11 protein-coding genes are annotated in these 15,347 nt (G+C 64.0%); 5 read left to right on the top strand and 6 right to left on the bottom strand.

What is annotated here, in order from left to right; all coding sequences use genetic code 11:
• Positions 1–5,732: VCBS domain-containing protein (locus tag ABE528_RS20755; RefSeq protein WP_346653947.1), on the top strand; the 5,732-nt coding region annotated here is incomplete at its 5' end.
• Between the two features lie 53 nt (positions 5,733–5,785).
• Here ABE528_RS20755 and ABE528_RS20760 read toward each other — a convergent pair.
• The gene (locus ABE528_RS20760) at positions 5,786–6,151 is read right to left on the bottom strand and encodes a YbaN family protein (RefSeq protein ID WP_346653948.1); all 366 of its coding nucleotides are present in this window, start codon (positions 6,149–6,151) and stop codon (positions 5,786–5,788) included.
• A gap of 7 nt (positions 6,152–6,158) precedes the next feature.
• Positions 6,159–6,746, bottom strand: a complete 588-nt coding sequence (locus ABE528_RS20765; RefSeq protein ID WP_039602166.1) for a YecA family protein — start codon at positions 6,744–6,746, stop codon at positions 6,159–6,161.
• Between the two features lie 245 nt (positions 6,747–6,991).
• On the opposite strand from ABE528_RS20765, the gene recQ reads away from it, so the two are divergent.
• Together recQ and ABE528_RS20775 are read left to right on the top strand one after the other, a co-directional pair.
• Positions 6,992–9,136: a DNA helicase RecQ gene (recQ, locus tag ABE528_RS20770; RefSeq protein ID WP_152956340.1), complete on the top strand. Its 2,145-nt coding sequence runs from the start codon at positions 6,992–6,994 to the stop codon at positions 9,134–9,136.
• Between the two features lie 138 nt (positions 9,137–9,274).
• Positions 9,275–9,712: a MarR family transcriptional regulator gene (locus ABE528_RS20775; protein WP_152956339.1), complete on the top strand. Its 438-nt coding sequence runs from the start codon at positions 9,275–9,277 to the stop codon at positions 9,710–9,712.
• Between the two features lie 32 nt (positions 9,713–9,744).
• Here the strand turns inward: ABE528_RS20775 and ABE528_RS20780 are convergent, their stop codons facing one another.
• Complete coding sequence (locus tag ABE528_RS20780) at positions 9,745–11,931, bottom strand: patatin-like phospholipase family protein (RefSeq protein WP_346653949.1); 2,187 nt, start codon at positions 11,929–11,931, stop codon at positions 9,745–9,747.
• A 67-nt stretch (positions 11,932–11,998) separates the two neighbouring features.
• Between ABE528_RS20780 and ABE528_RS20785 the strand changes: the two genes are divergently transcribed.
• Positions 11,999–12,280, top strand: a complete 282-nt coding sequence (locus ABE528_RS20785; protein WP_152956337.1) for a SelT/SelW/SelH family protein — start codon at positions 11,999–12,001, stop codon at positions 12,278–12,280.
• Here the strand turns inward: ABE528_RS20785 and ABE528_RS20790 are convergent, their stop codons facing one another.
• Positions 12,281–13,171, bottom strand: coding sequence for a DMT family transporter (locus ABE528_RS20790; protein ID WP_346653950.1), 891 nt, complete (start codon positions 13,169–13,171; stop codon positions 12,281–12,283).
• Positions 13,172–13,251: 80 nt separating this feature from the next.
• Positions 13,252–14,016, bottom strand: a complete 765-nt coding sequence (locus ABE528_RS20795; protein ID WP_346653951.1) for an AraC family transcriptional regulator — start codon at positions 14,014–14,016, stop codon at positions 13,252–13,254.
• A gap of 126 nt (positions 14,017–14,142) precedes the next feature.
• Between ABE528_RS20795 and ABE528_RS20800 the strand changes: the two genes are divergently transcribed.
• On the top strand, positions 14,143–14,955 hold the full coding sequence (locus ABE528_RS20800) for a UDP-2,3-diacylglucosamine diphosphatase (RefSeq protein WP_346653952.1): 813 nt from the start codon (positions 14,143–14,145) through the stop codon (positions 14,953–14,955).
• 18 nt (positions 14,956–14,973) lie between these two features.
• Here ABE528_RS20800 and ABE528_RS20805 read toward each other — a convergent pair whose 3' ends face one another.
• Positions 14,974–15,285 (bottom strand): DUF962 domain-containing protein, encoded by a 312-nt coding sequence (locus ABE528_RS20805; RefSeq protein WP_152956333.1) that lies wholly within the window; start codon positions 15,283–15,285, stop codon positions 14,974–14,976.
• Between the last annotated feature and the right edge of the window lie 62 nt (positions 15,286–15,347).

Raw genomic sequence — 15,347 nt, forward strand, 5'->3', positions numbered from 1 at the left:
TGAGCGACGGCACCGCACCGGACGCGAATGCGCTGACCCAGCAAGGCACCTTCAAGGTTACGGCGGCGGATGGCCTGCAAACCCTGACCGTGGGCGGCATCGCCGTGGTCAGTGGCGGCGTGGCCGCGGGCTTCCCGCAATCGGTGATCACCCCGCAAGGCAATACCCTGACCATCACCGGCTACAACCCGAGCACCGGGGTGGTGAGCTACAGCTATACCCTGGCCGACAACGGCAGCCATCCCGACGGTGCCGGCACCAACAGCATCAGCGAACACTTCGACGTGGTCGCCAAGGATGTCGATGGCAGCACCGCCAGCGGCAGCCTGGATGTGAACATCGTCGATGATGTGCCGCAGGCGAGTGCCGATACCACCAGCGTGGTGGAAGGCGGGACAGCAACGGGCAACGTCCTGTGGAACGACAAGCTGGGGGCGGACCAGGCGGGCACCAGCAATGTCGTGGTCGGTGCGCGCGCCGGCTCCGATACCTCGACATCGGCCATTGGCAATCTCAACACCGCGATCGTTGGCCAGTACGGCACCTTGACCATTGATGCGGCGGGTAATGCGGTTTATCACGCCAACCCGAATGCGGTGCTGCCGCAAGGCGCCAGCGATGTTTTCGTCTACACCATTCGCGACACTGACGGTGACGAAAGCACCACGACCATCACGATCAATGTGCAGGACTGCTCGCTCGTTGCCGGGCCCGTTGGCGGGGTGACGGTCCACGAGAGTGCCCTGGATACTCATCAGGACGGCAACGACCTGGCCGCCGGCAGTGTCACCGGCAGCGACCCGGACTCGACTCGTGAAACCGCGTCCGGCAGCTTGGCAGGTTCTGCCAGCGGCGGTGTCGGTGCGTTGACCTACAGCCTGGTGGGCGATGCCACCGGCCAGTACGGTCAGCTTCACCTGAACGCTGACGGCAGCTACACCTACACCCTGACCTCACCGGCCAACTCGCCGACTCACGCCAATGACGGCCCCAACAGCGTCACCGAGACCTTCACCTACCAGGTGAAAGACTCGGTCGGCAATTCGACCACCAGCACCCTCGTCATCACCATCGTCGACGACGTGCCGCAAGCCCACAGCGATTACACCAGTGTGTACAAGGGCGACGTAGTGCGCGGCAATGTGATGTACAACGATGTGGTCGGTGCCGATGTGCGCACTGATGGCAACTATGTGGTCGGCGTGCGCGCTGGCAGCGACACATCCACCTCGGCCATCGGCCAGCTGAACACCCAGGTAAATGGCCAGTACGGCTACCTGACCATCGATGAAAAAGGCAATGCGGTCTACCATTCCAACCCGGATGTGGTGTCGCCGCGGGATGCCGTCGACACCTTCGTCTACACCATTCGCGATGCCGACGGTGACGAAAGCACCACCACGATCACCATCAACGTGCACAACTCGCTGATGGCGTGTGCGGACCGCGATGTCACGGTGTACGAAAACGCCCTGGACCTGCACAAGGATGGCAACGACCTCGCCGCGGGAAGTGTCACCGGCAGCGACCCGAGCTCGATCCGCGAAACGGCCACCGGCACTCTGGTCGGCTCTGCCAGCGGTGGTGTCGGTGCGTTGACCTACAGCATGGTCAGCGATGCCGCAGGCCAGTACGGCCAGCTTCACCTGAACGCTGACGGCAGCTACACCTACACCCTGACCTCACCAGCCAACTCGCCGACCCACGCCAATGACGGCCCCAACAGCGTCACCGAGACCTTCACCTACCAGGTGAAAGACTCGGTCGGCAATTCGACCACCAGCACCATCGTCATCACCATCGTCGACGATGTGCCGCAAGCCCACAGCGATTACACCAGTGTGTACAAGGGCGACGAGGTGCGCGGCAATGTGATGTACAACGATGTGGTCGGGGCCGATGTGCGTGGCGACGGCAACTACGTGGTTGGCGTGCGCGCCGGTAGCGACACCAGCACCTCGGCCATCGGCCAGCTGAACACCCAGGTGAATGGCCAGTACGGCTACCTGACCATCGACGAGAAGGGTAACGCGGTCTACCACTCCAACCCGGACGTGGTGTCGCCGCGGGATGCCGTCGACACCTTCGTCTACACCATTCGCGATGCCGACGGTGACGAAAGCACCACCACGATCACCATCAACGTGCATGACCCACGCATCGAAGTGTGCATGGACGGCGGCGTCACGGTGTTCGAAAAAGCGCTGGACTTGAGCAAGGACGGCAGCGACCTCGCCGCAGGTACCGTTACCGGCAGCAACCCGACATCGCCCCTTGAAACAGCATCGGGCAGCTTGGTCGGCTTGGCCAGTGGTGGCATAGGCGCCTTGTCCTACAGCCTGGTGGGTAATGCGGTCGGCCAGTACGGCCAGATACAGCTCAATGCCGACGGTAGCTACACCTATACCCTGACGTCCCCAGCCAACTCACCAACGCATGCCAACGACGGCGCCAACACCGTGACGGAGTCTTTCACCTATCAGGTTCAGGACGCGTATGGCCATTCAGCCACCAGCACCATCGTCATTTCGATTGTCGACGACGTGCCCGAAGCCCATTGCGACTTTGTCAGCGTGTACAAGGGCGACGAGGTGCGCGGCAATGTGATGTACAACGACGTGGTCGGTGCCGACGTGCGCAGCGATGGCAACCATGTGGTCGGCGTACGTGCCGGTAACGACACCAGCAGCTCGGCCATTGGCCAGTTGAACAGCCAGGTGCTTGGCCAGTACGGCTACCTGACCATCGACGAGAAGGGTAATGCGGTTTACCACTCGAACCCGGACGTGGTCTCGCCGCGGGATGCGGTCGACACCTTTGTCTACACCATCCGCGATGCTGACGGTGACGAAAGCACCACGACCCTGACCATCAACGTGCACGACGCCACGCTCGTGGCCTGCGGGGACCGTGATGTCACGGTGTACGAGAAAGCCCTCGACCTGCACAAGGATGGCAACGACCTGGCTGCGGGTACCACCACCGGCAGTGATCCGACCTCCACCGGTGAAACGGCGACCGGCTCGCTGGCAGGTTCGGTTTCCGGTGGCGTGGGGGCGCTGACCTACAGCCTGGTGGGCAACGCTGTCGGCCAGTATGGGCAGATCAGCATCAACCCTGACGGCAGCTACACCTACACCCTGACCTCGCCCGCCAATACCCCGGGTGCCGATTCGGCGGTCGAAAACTTCACCTACAAGGCCACCGACTCGCTGGGCCACAGCATCACCAGCAACATCGCCATCACCATCGTCGACGATGTACCCAATGCGGTCTGCGCCGAACGTATCATCACGCCGGGCCAGCTGGATTCCAACATCCTGCTGGTGATCGATGTGTCTGGCAGCATGGATTCTGCTTCCGGCATACCAGGCCTGACCCGCCTGGATGCAGCCAAGCAGGCCATCGCTGCGCTGCTCGACAAGTACGACGGCATGGGCGACATCAAGGTGCAGATCGTCACCTTCAGCGACGGTGCGCAGATCCAGTCGGCGGAGTGGGTCAGCATCGACGTCGCCAAGTCGATCGTCAGCGGCTTGCATGCTGGCGGTTCGACCTACTACGACAGCGCGGCCATCGCAGCCCAGGCGGCCTTTGACCAGCATGGCAAGCTGGCCGGTGCGCAGAATGTCAGCTACTTCTTCTCCGATGGCGAGCCCAGCTCCGGGCATGCCATGACCGCATCCCACGAAACCAGCTGGGAGACGTTCCTCGACAGCAATGGCATCAAGTCCTACGCCATTGGCCTGGGCAAGGATTCCAACGCGGGCAACCTGAACCCGTTGGCCTATGACGGCAGCAGCCATACCGACACCAATTCGGTGGTCGTCAGCGACTTCAACCAACTTTATGGCGTGCTGTCGGGCACCGTGCAGGGTTCGCCAATTACCGGCAGCCTCCTCAGCGATGGCACCTTCGGTGCCGATGGCGGGTTCATCAAGGCACTGCTGGTGGACGGCACTACCTACACCTACGACCCGAAAGCCAACGCGGGGCAGGGCGGATACCTGGCCAGCGGTGGCGCCGACAACGCCAGCTTCGACACCACGGGCAACACGCTCACCATCAAGACCAGCCTGGGTGGCAGCCTGCTGGTGAACATGGACAGCGGCGAGTTCACCTACACGCCACCCAAAGGCAATGACAGCAGCCCGCCCGAGCGTATCGGCTTCATGGTCAGCGACAATGACGGCGATACCAGCATTGCCGACCTGCTGATCATGATCAATGGCAACCATGCACCGGTGGCGGGGGCCGACCATGTCATCACCAACATCACCGGCGCCAGCATCACTTTGCCGTCCGAAGTGCTGCTGGCCAATGACAGTGATGCCGACAACGACCGTTTGAGCGCGGCGCCGATCACCGTCAACACCAACTTTGCCGACAAGGGGGCAGGTTTCACCCCCGGCAATAGCGTGCCGAACATCACCTTCGATGGCCATGGCAATACGCTCGACAACCAGTTCAAGGCCCTGGACCGCAGCGCCTTCACCACTGCCGCCGGCAGCATGACGGCGGCGCTGGTAGTGCTCGGCTACCTCGGCAACATCAACAGCAGCAATGCCAATGGCGAGGACGTGATCACCGTCAGCCTGCGCAAGGGCGAGACCCTGCAGCTGGACCATGACCGCCCCGACGGCAACGTGAGCCTGGAATGGAAGGATGCCAACGGCAGCTACCAGCCCATTGCCGCTGGCGGCAGCTTCACCGCCAGCCATGACGGGGTGTACAGCATCCATGTGGTCAATCAGGTCAACCCGCAGGGCAACAGCTCGGCCGCCGAAAACTACAAGCTGAGCCTGGTGGTCGACTACAGCAACGCGGTGAATGAAGTGCATCAGGCCAGTTACACGGTCAGCGATGGCCACGGCGGCAGTGCTGCTGGCGCGGTGGATATCACTTACCACGCCGGCACTGCTCTGAATGGCACGGCAGGCGATGATGTATTGATGGCGAGCAACGCCGACACCATTCTCAACGGCGGTGACGGCCATGACGTGCTGGTGGGCGGTACGGGCAATGACACCTTGCACGGCGGCATTGGCAATGACCTGCTGATCGGCGGCCTTGGCAACGACCTGCTCGATGGCGGGGCAGGCAACGATACCGCCAGCTATGCCTCTGCCAGCGGAGGGGTGACGGTCGATCTCAGCCTCACCGGGCCACAGAATACCGGCGCCGCTGGCACCGACACCTTGACCGGCATCGAGAACCTGATCGGCTCCGACTACAACGACAGCTTGATCGGTGATGCTGGTGACAACCTGCTCAACGGCGGCCTGGGTAACGATGTACTCAAGGGCGGTGATGGCAACGACATCATCATCGGCGGGCCGGGCAACGACACCATGACCGGAGGTAACGGCAACGACACCTTCGTCTGGCAGAAGGGCGACAGCGGGCATGACACGGTGACCGACTTCACCCCGGGCAGTGACCACCTGGACCTGTCGCAGCTGCTGCAGGGAGAGAATGCCACGGCGGCTTCGCTGGATGACTACCTGCACTTCAAGGTCAGTGGCAGCGGCACCAATGTGGTCTCGACCATCGAAGTCAGCAGCGTGGCGGGGGCGGCGCCGACCCAGACCATCGACCTGGCGGGGATCGACCTGGCTCAGCATTACGGGGTGACGGCAGGGGCGGGTGGGGTGGTTTCAGCGGGGCAGGACACTGCGACCATCATCAACGGGATGATCAATGACCATTCGTTGAAGGTGGATACGGTCTGATTTGCGTGTACCGGCCTCTTCGCGGCTGAAGCCGGAACAGGCAATAGCAAAGCTCAGCCGGATCGGCGCAAGGTCTTCTGCTTGAGGATGTACAGGCTCACCAGCACCGCACTGCTGAGCATGAAGGTCCTGGCCCAGAACAGCGGCACCAGGTAGCAGGACAGGCTGATGCTCGCCCACATCAGGCCGATGGCGTAGACCTTGCCCTTGAGCGGAATGCCCTCGCCACTGAGGTAGTCACGGATCCACGGCCCAAGCTTGGGGTGGTTGACCAGCCAATCGTGAAAGCGCGGCGAGCTGCGGGCGAAGCAGGCCGCCGCCAGCAGCAGGAACGGGGTGGTGGGCAACACCGGCAGGAAGATCCCCAGCACCCCCAGCGCAACACTGAGCCAGCCGACGGCCAGCAGCAGGTAGCGCACGGCCGACTCAGTGGTGGCGTGGCTTGAGCAGCGCCGGCTTTTCGTCTGGAGCGTGCAGCAGCAGGAACAGCGCGCTCAGCGCTTCCGGGATCTGCACGATCATGTCGTCCTGCAGGTTGGCATTGCTGGCGATGTCGGCGAATTCTGGTTGTTCGTCGAACAGGCCGGAACCGACCATGATCGGCAGCAGCATCTCGCTGACTTCTTCCTCGGCGTTCTCGAACCAGGCCTCTTCACGCAGGAACACACCCTCCATGAAGCCGATGCACCAGCCGCGCAGGTCGGAATCGTCCGGCTCGTCGGTCAGGTCCAGCTCGCATGGCAGGTCGAATTCCTCGTCGCTGGCCAGCTGACGGGCGATGTGGCCTTTGAGGGCCACCAGCGTCGCTTCGATCTCGGTGCGCTGGGCATCGCTGGCGTAGTGGGGCTCTTCGGCGAACAGCGCGTCGATCCATTCACGCTCGGGGACGTCCTCGGAGCAGATCGACAGCGCGGTCAGGTAGCCGTGTGCGGCGACGTAGTCCAGCGCTTCTTCGTGCAGCTCGTCGGCGTCGAGGAAGGCTTGCAGGCGGGTCAGTTGCTCGGCGAAGGACATTACAGGGCTACCTTGGGGAATAAACGATAGTGAATTCTAGCACCTTGCGGCGGCAGCGGGGCAAAGGGAACGTCTGTCACCGGGCATCCTGTGCAGGCCGCCACTACGGTATACTCCGCCGTTTTTCATCCAGGGGCGGGTTTTCCCGGCCAGCTGGCAAAAGCCGCTTACGCTTTTGGCGTGTGCGGAGCGGGTTTTTCGTCCAGCCTGTGTCCAGGATGGTACGGCGATTTGTGGAGTTGCACATGCTCGAACAGGCTCAGCGCGTTCTCAAGGATATCTTCGGTTACGACAGTTTCCGTGGGCGCCAGGCAGCGATCATCGAATGCGTGGCCAATGGCGGCGATGCCCTGGTGCTGATGCCTACCGGTGGTGGCAAGTCCCTGTGCTTCCAGGTACCTGGCTTGTTGCGCCCGGGCCTGACGGTGGTGGTGTCGCCATTGATCGCGCTGATGGACGACCAGGTCGCCACCCTCGACGAACTCGGCGTCGCCGCGGCAGCGTTGAACTCCACCCTGAGCGCGGAGCAGCAGCGTGACCTGGCCGGGCGCTTGCGCCGGGGCGAGGTGAAGATGCTCTACCTGGCGCCGGAGCGCCTCGTGCAGCCGCGCATGCTGGACTTCCTGCGCGACCTCGACATCTCGCTGTTCGCCATCGACGAAGCCCACTGCGTATCGCAATGGGGCCATGACTTCCGTCCGGAATACCTGCAGCTGGGGCAGCTGGCCGAGCTGTTCCCGCATGTGCCGCGCATCGCCCTGACCGCCACCGCCGACATGCGTACCCGCGAGGAGATTGTCCAGCGCCTGCACCTGCAGGGCGCCGAGCGTTTCCTGTCGAGTTTCGACCGGCCGAACATCTTCTACCGCATCGTGCCCAAGGAGGCGCCACGCAAGCAGTTGATGGCCTTCCTCGGCGAGCGCCGTGGCAACGCCGGCATCGTCTATTGCCTATCGCGCAAGAAGGTCGATGAAACCGCAGCGTTCCTTTGCGAGCAAGGCTTCCCGGCGTTGCCGTACCACGCCGGCCTTGCCGCCGAGACGCGCGCCGCCAACCAGCACCGCTTCCTCAACGAAGAGGGGCTGATCATGGTCGCCACCATTGCCTTCGGCATGGGCATCGACAAGCCCAACGTGCGCTTCGTTGCCCACCTCGACCTGCCCAAGTCGCTCGAGGCCTATTACCAGGAAACCGGCCGTGCCGGCCGTGACGGCCTGCCATCGGATGCCTGGATGGCTTACGGCCTGCAGGACATGGTGATGCTCAAGCAGATGCTGCAGAACTCCGAAGGCGACGAGCGCCACAAGCGCATCGAACAGCACAAGCTCGACGCCATGCTGGCCCTGTGCGAAGAAACCCGCTGCCGCCGTCAGTCGCTGCTGGCCTATTTCGACGAAACCCTCGAACAACCCTGTGGCCACTGCGATAACTGTGTCGACCAGATCCAGACCTGGGACGCCACCGAGCCGGCCCGCCAGGCGTTGTCGGCGGTGTTCCGCACCGGCCAGCGCTACGGCGTTGGCCACCTGGTAGACGTGCTGCTGGGCAAGGACACCGAGAAGGTGCGCAACTTCGGCCACGAGAAGCTTTCGGTATTCGGCGTCGGCAAGGGCCTGGCCGAGGCCGAGTGGCGTTCGCTGTTCCGCCAGCTGGTGGCGCGCGGCCTGGTCGACATCGACCTGGAAGGCTACGGTGGCTTGCGCCTGTCCGACAGCTGCCGGCCGCTGCTGCGTGGCGAGGTTAACCTGCAACTGCGCCGTGACCTCAAGCCACAGACCGTGGCCAAGACCGCCTCCGGCGGCGGCAGCCCGGCCAGCCAGCTGGTACGCACTGAGGAGCGCGAACTGTGGGAAGCGCTGCGCACCCTGCGGCGCAAGCTGGCCGAAGAGCACAGCGTGCCGCCGTATGTCATCTTCCCCGATTCCACCCTGCTGGAAATGCTCCGCAGTCAGCCGGCCAGCCTCAGCGATATGGCCCAGGTCAGCGGTGTGGGTGCGCGCAAGCTGGAGCGCTATGGCCAGGCCTTCCTCGAAGTGCTCAACGGCGCCGGTGGCACCGAGGAGGCGCCGAAGGTGGTCCTCGACCTGCGCCACGAACTGGTCAGCCTGGCCCGCGCCGGCATGACCCCGGCGCAGATCGCCGGGCAGCTCAACTGCAGCGAGAAGAACGTCTACAGCCTGCTGGCCGAGGCCCTTGGCCGCCAGGAGCTGAGCCTGGAGCAGGCCCTGGACCTGCCCGAAGACCTGATGATGGAAGTGCAGGACGCCTTCCTCGACGGCGAGGGCGAGTTGCCGCCGGTATCGGCGATTGCCCCGTTGTTCGGCGCACGGGTGCCGGAAGGCGTGTTGTATTGCATACGTGCGGCGCTGGCGGCGGAGTTCGAGCTCTGATAGCCGGCATTTCGGTCAACTGCTGATGTTTGTCATCCTTTTTGACGATTATCGGACGTTTCCGGGGCGGGCAGCCTTGCCTGATGCCCCGGAGCATGGTTAGCTGACTAATAATTAGTTCTAGTCTATGAGTTGCTTATGCCCCTGACCGACAACCAACACCGCTTCGGCATGCAGCTGGCGCAGATGTCCCGCGGCTGGCGTGCCGAACTGGACCGCCGCCTGGCCGGGCTCAACCTGTCCCAGGCGCGCTGGCTGGTGTTGTTGCACCTGGCCCGTTTCGAAGAAGCGCCTACCCAGCGTGAGCTGGCGCAGAGCGTAGGCGTCGAGGGCCCGACCCTGGCGCGGCTGCTCGACAGCCTGGAAAGCCAGGGGCTGGTGCGTCGCCAGGCGGTGCTGGAAGACCGGCGGGCGAAGAAGATCCTGCTGTGCCCACCGGCCAAGCCGCTGATCGAGCAGATCGAGACCATTGCCAATGCCCTGCGCCTGGAACTGTTCACGGGCGTGGATGAGGCCGACCTGGAAGTGTGCATGCGGGTGCATGCCAAGATCCTCGCCAACCTCGAAAAGACCTGAAACCTCTGGGGCCGCACAGCGGCCCTGGCCATCTAGAAGGTATGCCCCAGGTTCAGGTACACCGCCTGCTCATTCGCAGTGTTGGCCCCATAACTCAGGTTCAACGGCCCCAATGGCGTCTCCAGCCCCAGGAAGATGCTCGCTGCATTGATGTAGCCACTGTCGAACGCGTTGTCGTTGTTCCACACTCGGCCACGTTCCAGCGACCCGCCGATATACAGCGGGAAGTCCAGCGGCAGATAGGCCCGTGGCGTCAGGCGCCGGTAGTACACCATCCGCAGCAGGCTGACGTTCTGCCCTGACACCGAGTCCTGGCGGAAGCCCGACAGCTCCCTTGCGCCCCCCAGCACGAAGCTCGAGGTCACCACCTCGGTAGGGTCCAGGGTGCGTCCATAGCGCCCACCCAGCACGAAGGTGTTTGGCCCGACGCTGAATGCCTTGTCCAGGTTCAGCAGCCATTGCCGGTAGTCCTCGTCCGAATCCAGCGACTTGTCATACTTGCGCAAGGTCAGGCCGACGTCCTCGCCACGGTGCGGGAAGTACACGTTGTCGAGGGTGTCGAACGAATACTTCAGCTCGTAGAAGCCTTCGTTGAAGCTGACGCTGGGCAGGTCCTGATCGCCAATGCGCACTTCGGCCTCGCCCCAGGCCTTGCCCACGCCCAGGCGCACTTCGCCGGAAGTGCCAATCTGGCGGCCGACGTTGAGGCCGAAGCCGTAGCGCTCAAGTCGGTACTCGGCGATCGGGTCGTTGTCCAGGGTCGCTTCGATGTTCTGCGAGCCAAGGTCCAGGTAAGGCGCGACGAAGTAGCGCGACCCCACGTCGAGCGGCTGATAGAACTCGCTATAAAGCTCCTGCTGGTCGCCGATCTGGGCGCGCGTCAGCCATTCGGCGCCCAGCCGGTTGATGCCGTTCATGCGGTAGCTGGCGCCCAGGTTGAAAGCACTGTCGCCGCGCAGGTCGTCCGACAGGTTCAGGCCCAGGCGCAGGTAGTCGGTGCCACCGCGCTTGCCCCGGGCATTGATCACCAGGGTGTTGTCATTGCCTTTGTGCACCACGCGGTACTGCACCCGGTCGAAGTAGTCCAGGCCATACAAGGTGCCCATGTCGGTCTGCAAGCGGTCGAGGGCCAGTGGCTCGCCGATTGGCTGGCGGATGTAATAGCGGATCACGTCGTCGCTGACCTTGGAGTCGTTCTCGATCCTGATCGCGCTGATCACTGGCGTGCGCTGGCCCGGTGAGCGGGCCACGGCCAGGCTGGCGTCGCTCTCGGGTTGGCGCAGCGCGGCCAGGCGCGTGTCGAGCAGGCGAGTGGCGCGGTAGCCGGCATCGATCATGTCGTGGGCACGGCCGAAATCGGTGACGCCAAAGGCTGCCAGCTGCGGCTGAATCAGGATGTCGTCGCGATGCAGGCTGGCCAGTTGCTCTTCGGAATTGCGCCGGGTCATCAGGGTAATCGACTGGTTGAGTACGTCGACTACCGTGGCCAGTTGCTTGCGGTCGCGCAGCGGCGTGCCGATGTCGACGACAATGGCCAGGTCGACGCCCATGTCCCGGGCCACGTCGACGGGGATGTTGTCGGTCATCCCGCCATCCACCAGCAGGCGGCCATCCAGCTCGACCGGTGCGAACACGGCCGGGATCGACATGCTCGCGCGAATCACCTGCGGCAGGTGGCCACGGCGGAACACCACCTTCTCGCCGCTGGCGATGTCGGTGGCCACGGCGCGGAAGGGAATTGGCAGCTTGTCGAAGTCGCGGATGTCGGCGGTGTGGGCCAGCTTGCTTTCCAGCAGCAGCGCCAGGTTCTGGCCCTGGATTACCCCCAGCGGCAGGCCGAGGCTGCCGTCGTCGCGAAAGCTCAGCTTCTGCTTGACCAGAAAGTCGCGGTCATCCTGCTTGCGCCGGAACGGCACGTCCTCGCGTGGCGGTGCATCGGACAGCGCCTGCTGCCAGTCCAGCGTGGTGGCGAGTTTCTCCAGCTCCTCGACGCTGTAGCCGGAGGCATACAGCCCGCCCACCACGGCGCCCATGCTGGTGCCGGCAATGGCGTCGATGCGCACGCCCTGTTCCTCCAGGGCCTTGAGCACGCCGATATGGGCCAGGCCACGGGCGGCACCGCCAGACAGCACCAGGCCGACCTTGGGGCGGGCAGGTTCGGCAGCAAATACGGCGAGGGTAGTGAGCGTCAGCAAAAGGCAGAACAGCAGGCGGCGCATCGTGAGTCTCAAACCGAAGGCTAAAGACCGCTAGTATAAGCGGCCCCTCACCTGGAGATGCCTCAGCATGGCCGACAACAAGCCGCAAATCGTCATCACATATTGCACGCAGTGCCAATGGCTGCTGCGCGCCGCCTGGCTGGCCCAGGAACTGCTCAGCACCTTCAGCGACGACCTTGGCCGGGTGGCGCTGGAGCCGGGCACCGGTGGCATCTTCCGCATCACCTGCGATGGCGTGCAGATCTGGGAACGCAAGGCCGACGGTGGCTTCCCCGAAGCCAAGGTGCTCAAGCAGCGCGTGCGCGACCAGATCGACCCGCAACGCGATCTTGGCCACAACGATCGCTGATCAGGCGCCCTCCGCCGCGACCTTGTGCCGGGGCGGCTGTTCGGCGGCCATGCGGCTCGACAGCACGATGGCGAAGATGATCAGCACGCCGCCCAGCAGCATGCGCAGGGTGGGCGTTTCGGCAAACACTGCCCAGGCCACGGCGATGCCGTAGACCGGCTCCATGGCAAAGACCACGGCGGCGGTGCGTGCCTTGATCACCCCCAGGCTGGCCACGAACAGGCTGTGGGCGACGCCGGTGCAGAAGATCCCGAGCAGGGCGATCCACAGCCAGTCCATGCCGGCGACCTGGCTCAGGCCCGGGCCGGCGAAGGGCAGCAGGCACAGGCCGACCACCAGGTTTTGCCACAGCGCTGCCTGTACGGCCGGCAAGCGCCCCGAGCCGGCCCGGTTGGTCAGCGACAGCAGCGAGAACAGCAAGCCGGAGAGCAAGGCCCAGAGCAGGCCGCCAGTGGCCTGGCTGGCCAGGTCGAATGCCGGCGTAACCAGTATCAGGCCGATGCTGACCAGCACCACCAGCACGCCCTCGTTGCGGCGGATGCGCTCGCGGAACAGCAGGCCTTCGAGGATCACGGTGAAGGCTGGGAAGCTGGCGAATCCCAGGGTGGCGATGGCCACGCCGGCGATCTTCACGGCGATGAAGAAACTGACCCAATGGCCGGCCAACAGCACGCCGCCGAGCAGCAGGCGGCGTATGTCATGGCCACTCAGGCGTCGCCAGCCCGGGCCGGCGAGGCTGGCGAACAATGCCAGGGCCAGCACGGCGAAGGCGGCGCGGCCGAAGACGATGATCGCCGGGCTGGCGCTGGCGGCCAGTTTGCCGAAGACGCCGGTCAGGCCGAAGAACAGCGCGCCGATGTGCAGGGCGCCGAGGGCAGTGCGGTGGTTCATGCTGAGTCCTTGCTCAAATCTTTACTGGCAAAGGCAAAGTGTAAAGCCACAGGCCAACAGGTTCTGTCGCCATCCTGCCGTCAGTTGTCGCCAGACTCTCGCCGCATGGCCAGCGGCGAGCAACCGAACGCCCGCAGCATCGCCGCGGAAAATGCACTCTGCGAGCTGTACCCCACCTGCGCCGCAATCTCCCCCATCGGCAGCAATGTCTGGGTGACCAATCGTCTGGCCTTGAGCAGACGTCGCTGGCGAATGTAGTCCATCGGCGTCATGCCACACTCGGCGCTAAACCGAGCATGCAGCCGGGTGCTGGACACACCGGCGATGCGCGCGAGGTCGGCCACCTGCAAGGGGTACGCTGCGTGCTGTTCGATATGCGCATCGAAGGCGGCATAGGGCAGGCGATGGCTGGGCGTGACGACGGCCGAGGCGCTGGGGTTGAGGCTGGCCAGCAACAGCACCGCGCCTTGCCGGGCAATCAGCGGGTCGTCCATGGGGCTCGCCGCCAGCCAGTCCACCAGTTGCTGCTGGCGCTCATCCAGCCCCCGAGCGCCCGGTTGGTCGAGCAGGCGCCGGCTGGCATCGGCATGCGCCCCCAGTTGCTCGTGCAGCCATTGCTCGTCCGGTACATCCAGCACCAGGCACTTGCTGCCGACGTCACTGCCGCAGGTGTGGTGGGCACCCGCGGGCACCACCACCACCCCCTGGCGGGCGACCTTGGCGCCGTGGCCCTGCACCTCGAAGTCCAGGCGGCCGTGCAGGCCAAACACCAATTGCGGGTGTTCGTGGCTGTGGGCGATCAGTTCGTGGCGGTAGTGGCGCAAGGAAAGTATCGGGCCGGCCATGGGGCTTCCTCGTGGGGCTGCCCGCCATTGTGCCGCATTCCTGGCAGACCATCACTCGTCACATCCCTGCCACCAACCTGTCACTTGTGCCTGCCAGTCTCCAGCAAACAGCGCCGGAGCCTGCCCATGACCCCTGTCGAACTCTCTCGCCCGTCACGCAAGCAGCGCGTGCGCACCGTGTGGATATCCGACGTGCACCTGGGCACACGTGACTGCCAGGCCGAACACCTGTCGCAGTTCCTCAAGGGTTATCAGGCCGACCGCATCTACCTGGTCGGCGACATCATCGATGGCTGGAAGCTGCGCGGCGGCATCTACTGGCCGCAAGCCCACACCAACGTGATCCGTCGCCTGCTGACCATGAGCAAGCGCGGCACCGAGGTGATCTACGTCACCGGCAACCATGACGAATTCCTGCGCCGTTACTCGAAGCTGATGCTGGGCAACATCCAGCTGGTGGACGAGGCCGAGCACCTGACCGCCGATGGCCGTCGCTTGCTGGTGATCCATGGCGACCAGTTCGACGTGATCACCCGCTATCACCGCTGGCTGGCCTTTCTTGGCGACCGCGCCTACGAGTTCACCCTGGTACTCAACCGCTGGCTCAACCATTGGCGTGCGCGCTACGGGTACGGCTACTGGTCGCTGTCGGCGTACCTCAAGCACAAGGTCAAGGGCGCGGTGAACTTCATCAGCGACTTCGAGGATGCGATTGCCCACGAATGCACCCGTCGCGGCTTTCACGGGGTGGTGTGCGGGCATATCCACCATGCCGAGATCCGCCAGGTAGGCGAGGTGGAGTACCTCAACTGCGGCGATTGGGTGGAATCGTGCACGGCGCTGATCGAACATTGGGATGGCAGCATCGAGCTGTATCGGCTGGCCGATGCCCAGGCACGCCTGGCCGAGGAGGCTGCTGCGTTGCGCGAGCCGGCATGAGCTGGCTGCGCCCACTGGCTAGAGGCTGATCCTGCCGAGCAGTATGTCGCGGAACATGGCAAAGTCACCGATCAGGCTGTACCAGGGGTGGCTGAACGTCGCTGGCCGGTTCTTCTCGAAAAAGAAGTGCCCCACCCAGGCGAAGCCGTATCCGCAGAACGGCACTGCCAGCAGCAGCATCCACTTGCCACTGCCAATGGTGTAGGCCAGCAAGGCGATCACCAGGCTGGTGCCGACAAAATGCAGGCGCCGGCAAGTGGGGTTGCTGTGCTCGCCCAGGTAATACGGATAGAACTCGGCAAAACTGCGAAACTGCGCTGTGCTGCTCATGGGCAGTGCTCCGGGATTATCACTTTTGGACAGGATACACGGCGTGGAGCCTGAATCGAGTC

The sequence above is a fragment of the Pseudomonas sp. TWI628 genome (assembly GCF_039673865.1).
Taxonomy (GTDB): Bacteria; Pseudomonadota; Gammaproteobacteria; order Pseudomonadales; family Pseudomonadaceae; genus Aquipseudomonas.

Excerpts from the sequence above, each read along its gene's own strand:
- ABE528_RS20795 (WP_346653951.1), bottom strand. The coding sequence starts at position 14,016 with ATGGCCGGCCCGATACTTTCCTTGCGCCACTACCGCCACGAACTGATC.
- ABE528_RS20780 (WP_346653949.1), bottom strand. The coding sequence starts at position 11,931 with ATGCGCCGCCTGCTGTTCTGCCTTTTGCTGACGCTCACTACCCTCGCC.
- ABE528_RS20800 (WP_346653952.1), top strand. The coding sequence starts at position 14,143 with ATGACCCCTGTCGAACTCTCTCGCCCGTCACGCAAGCAGCGCGTGCGC.
- ABE528_RS20765 (WP_039602166.1), bottom strand. The coding sequence starts at position 6,746 with ATGTCCTTCGCCGAGCAACTGACCCGCCTGCAAGCCTTCCTCGACGCC.
- ABE528_RS20805 (WP_152956333.1), bottom strand. The coding sequence starts at position 15,285 with ATGAGCAGCACAGCGCAGTTTCGCAGTTTTGCCGAGTTCTATCCGTAT.
- ABE528_RS20790 (WP_346653950.1), bottom strand. The coding sequence starts at position 13,171 with ATGAACCACCGCACTGCCCTCGGCGCCCTGCACATCGGCGCGCTGTTC.
- ABE528_RS20775 (WP_152956339.1), top strand. The coding sequence starts at position 9,275 with ATGCCCCTGACCGACAACCAACACCGCTTCGGCATGCAGCTGGCGCAG.
- ABE528_RS20785 (WP_152956337.1), top strand. The coding sequence starts at position 11,999 with ATGGCCGACAACAAGCCGCAAATCGTCATCACATATTGCACGCAGTGC.
- recQ (WP_152956340.1), top strand. The coding sequence starts at position 6,992 with ATGCTCGAACAGGCTCAGCGCGTTCTCAAGGATATCTTCGGTTACGAC.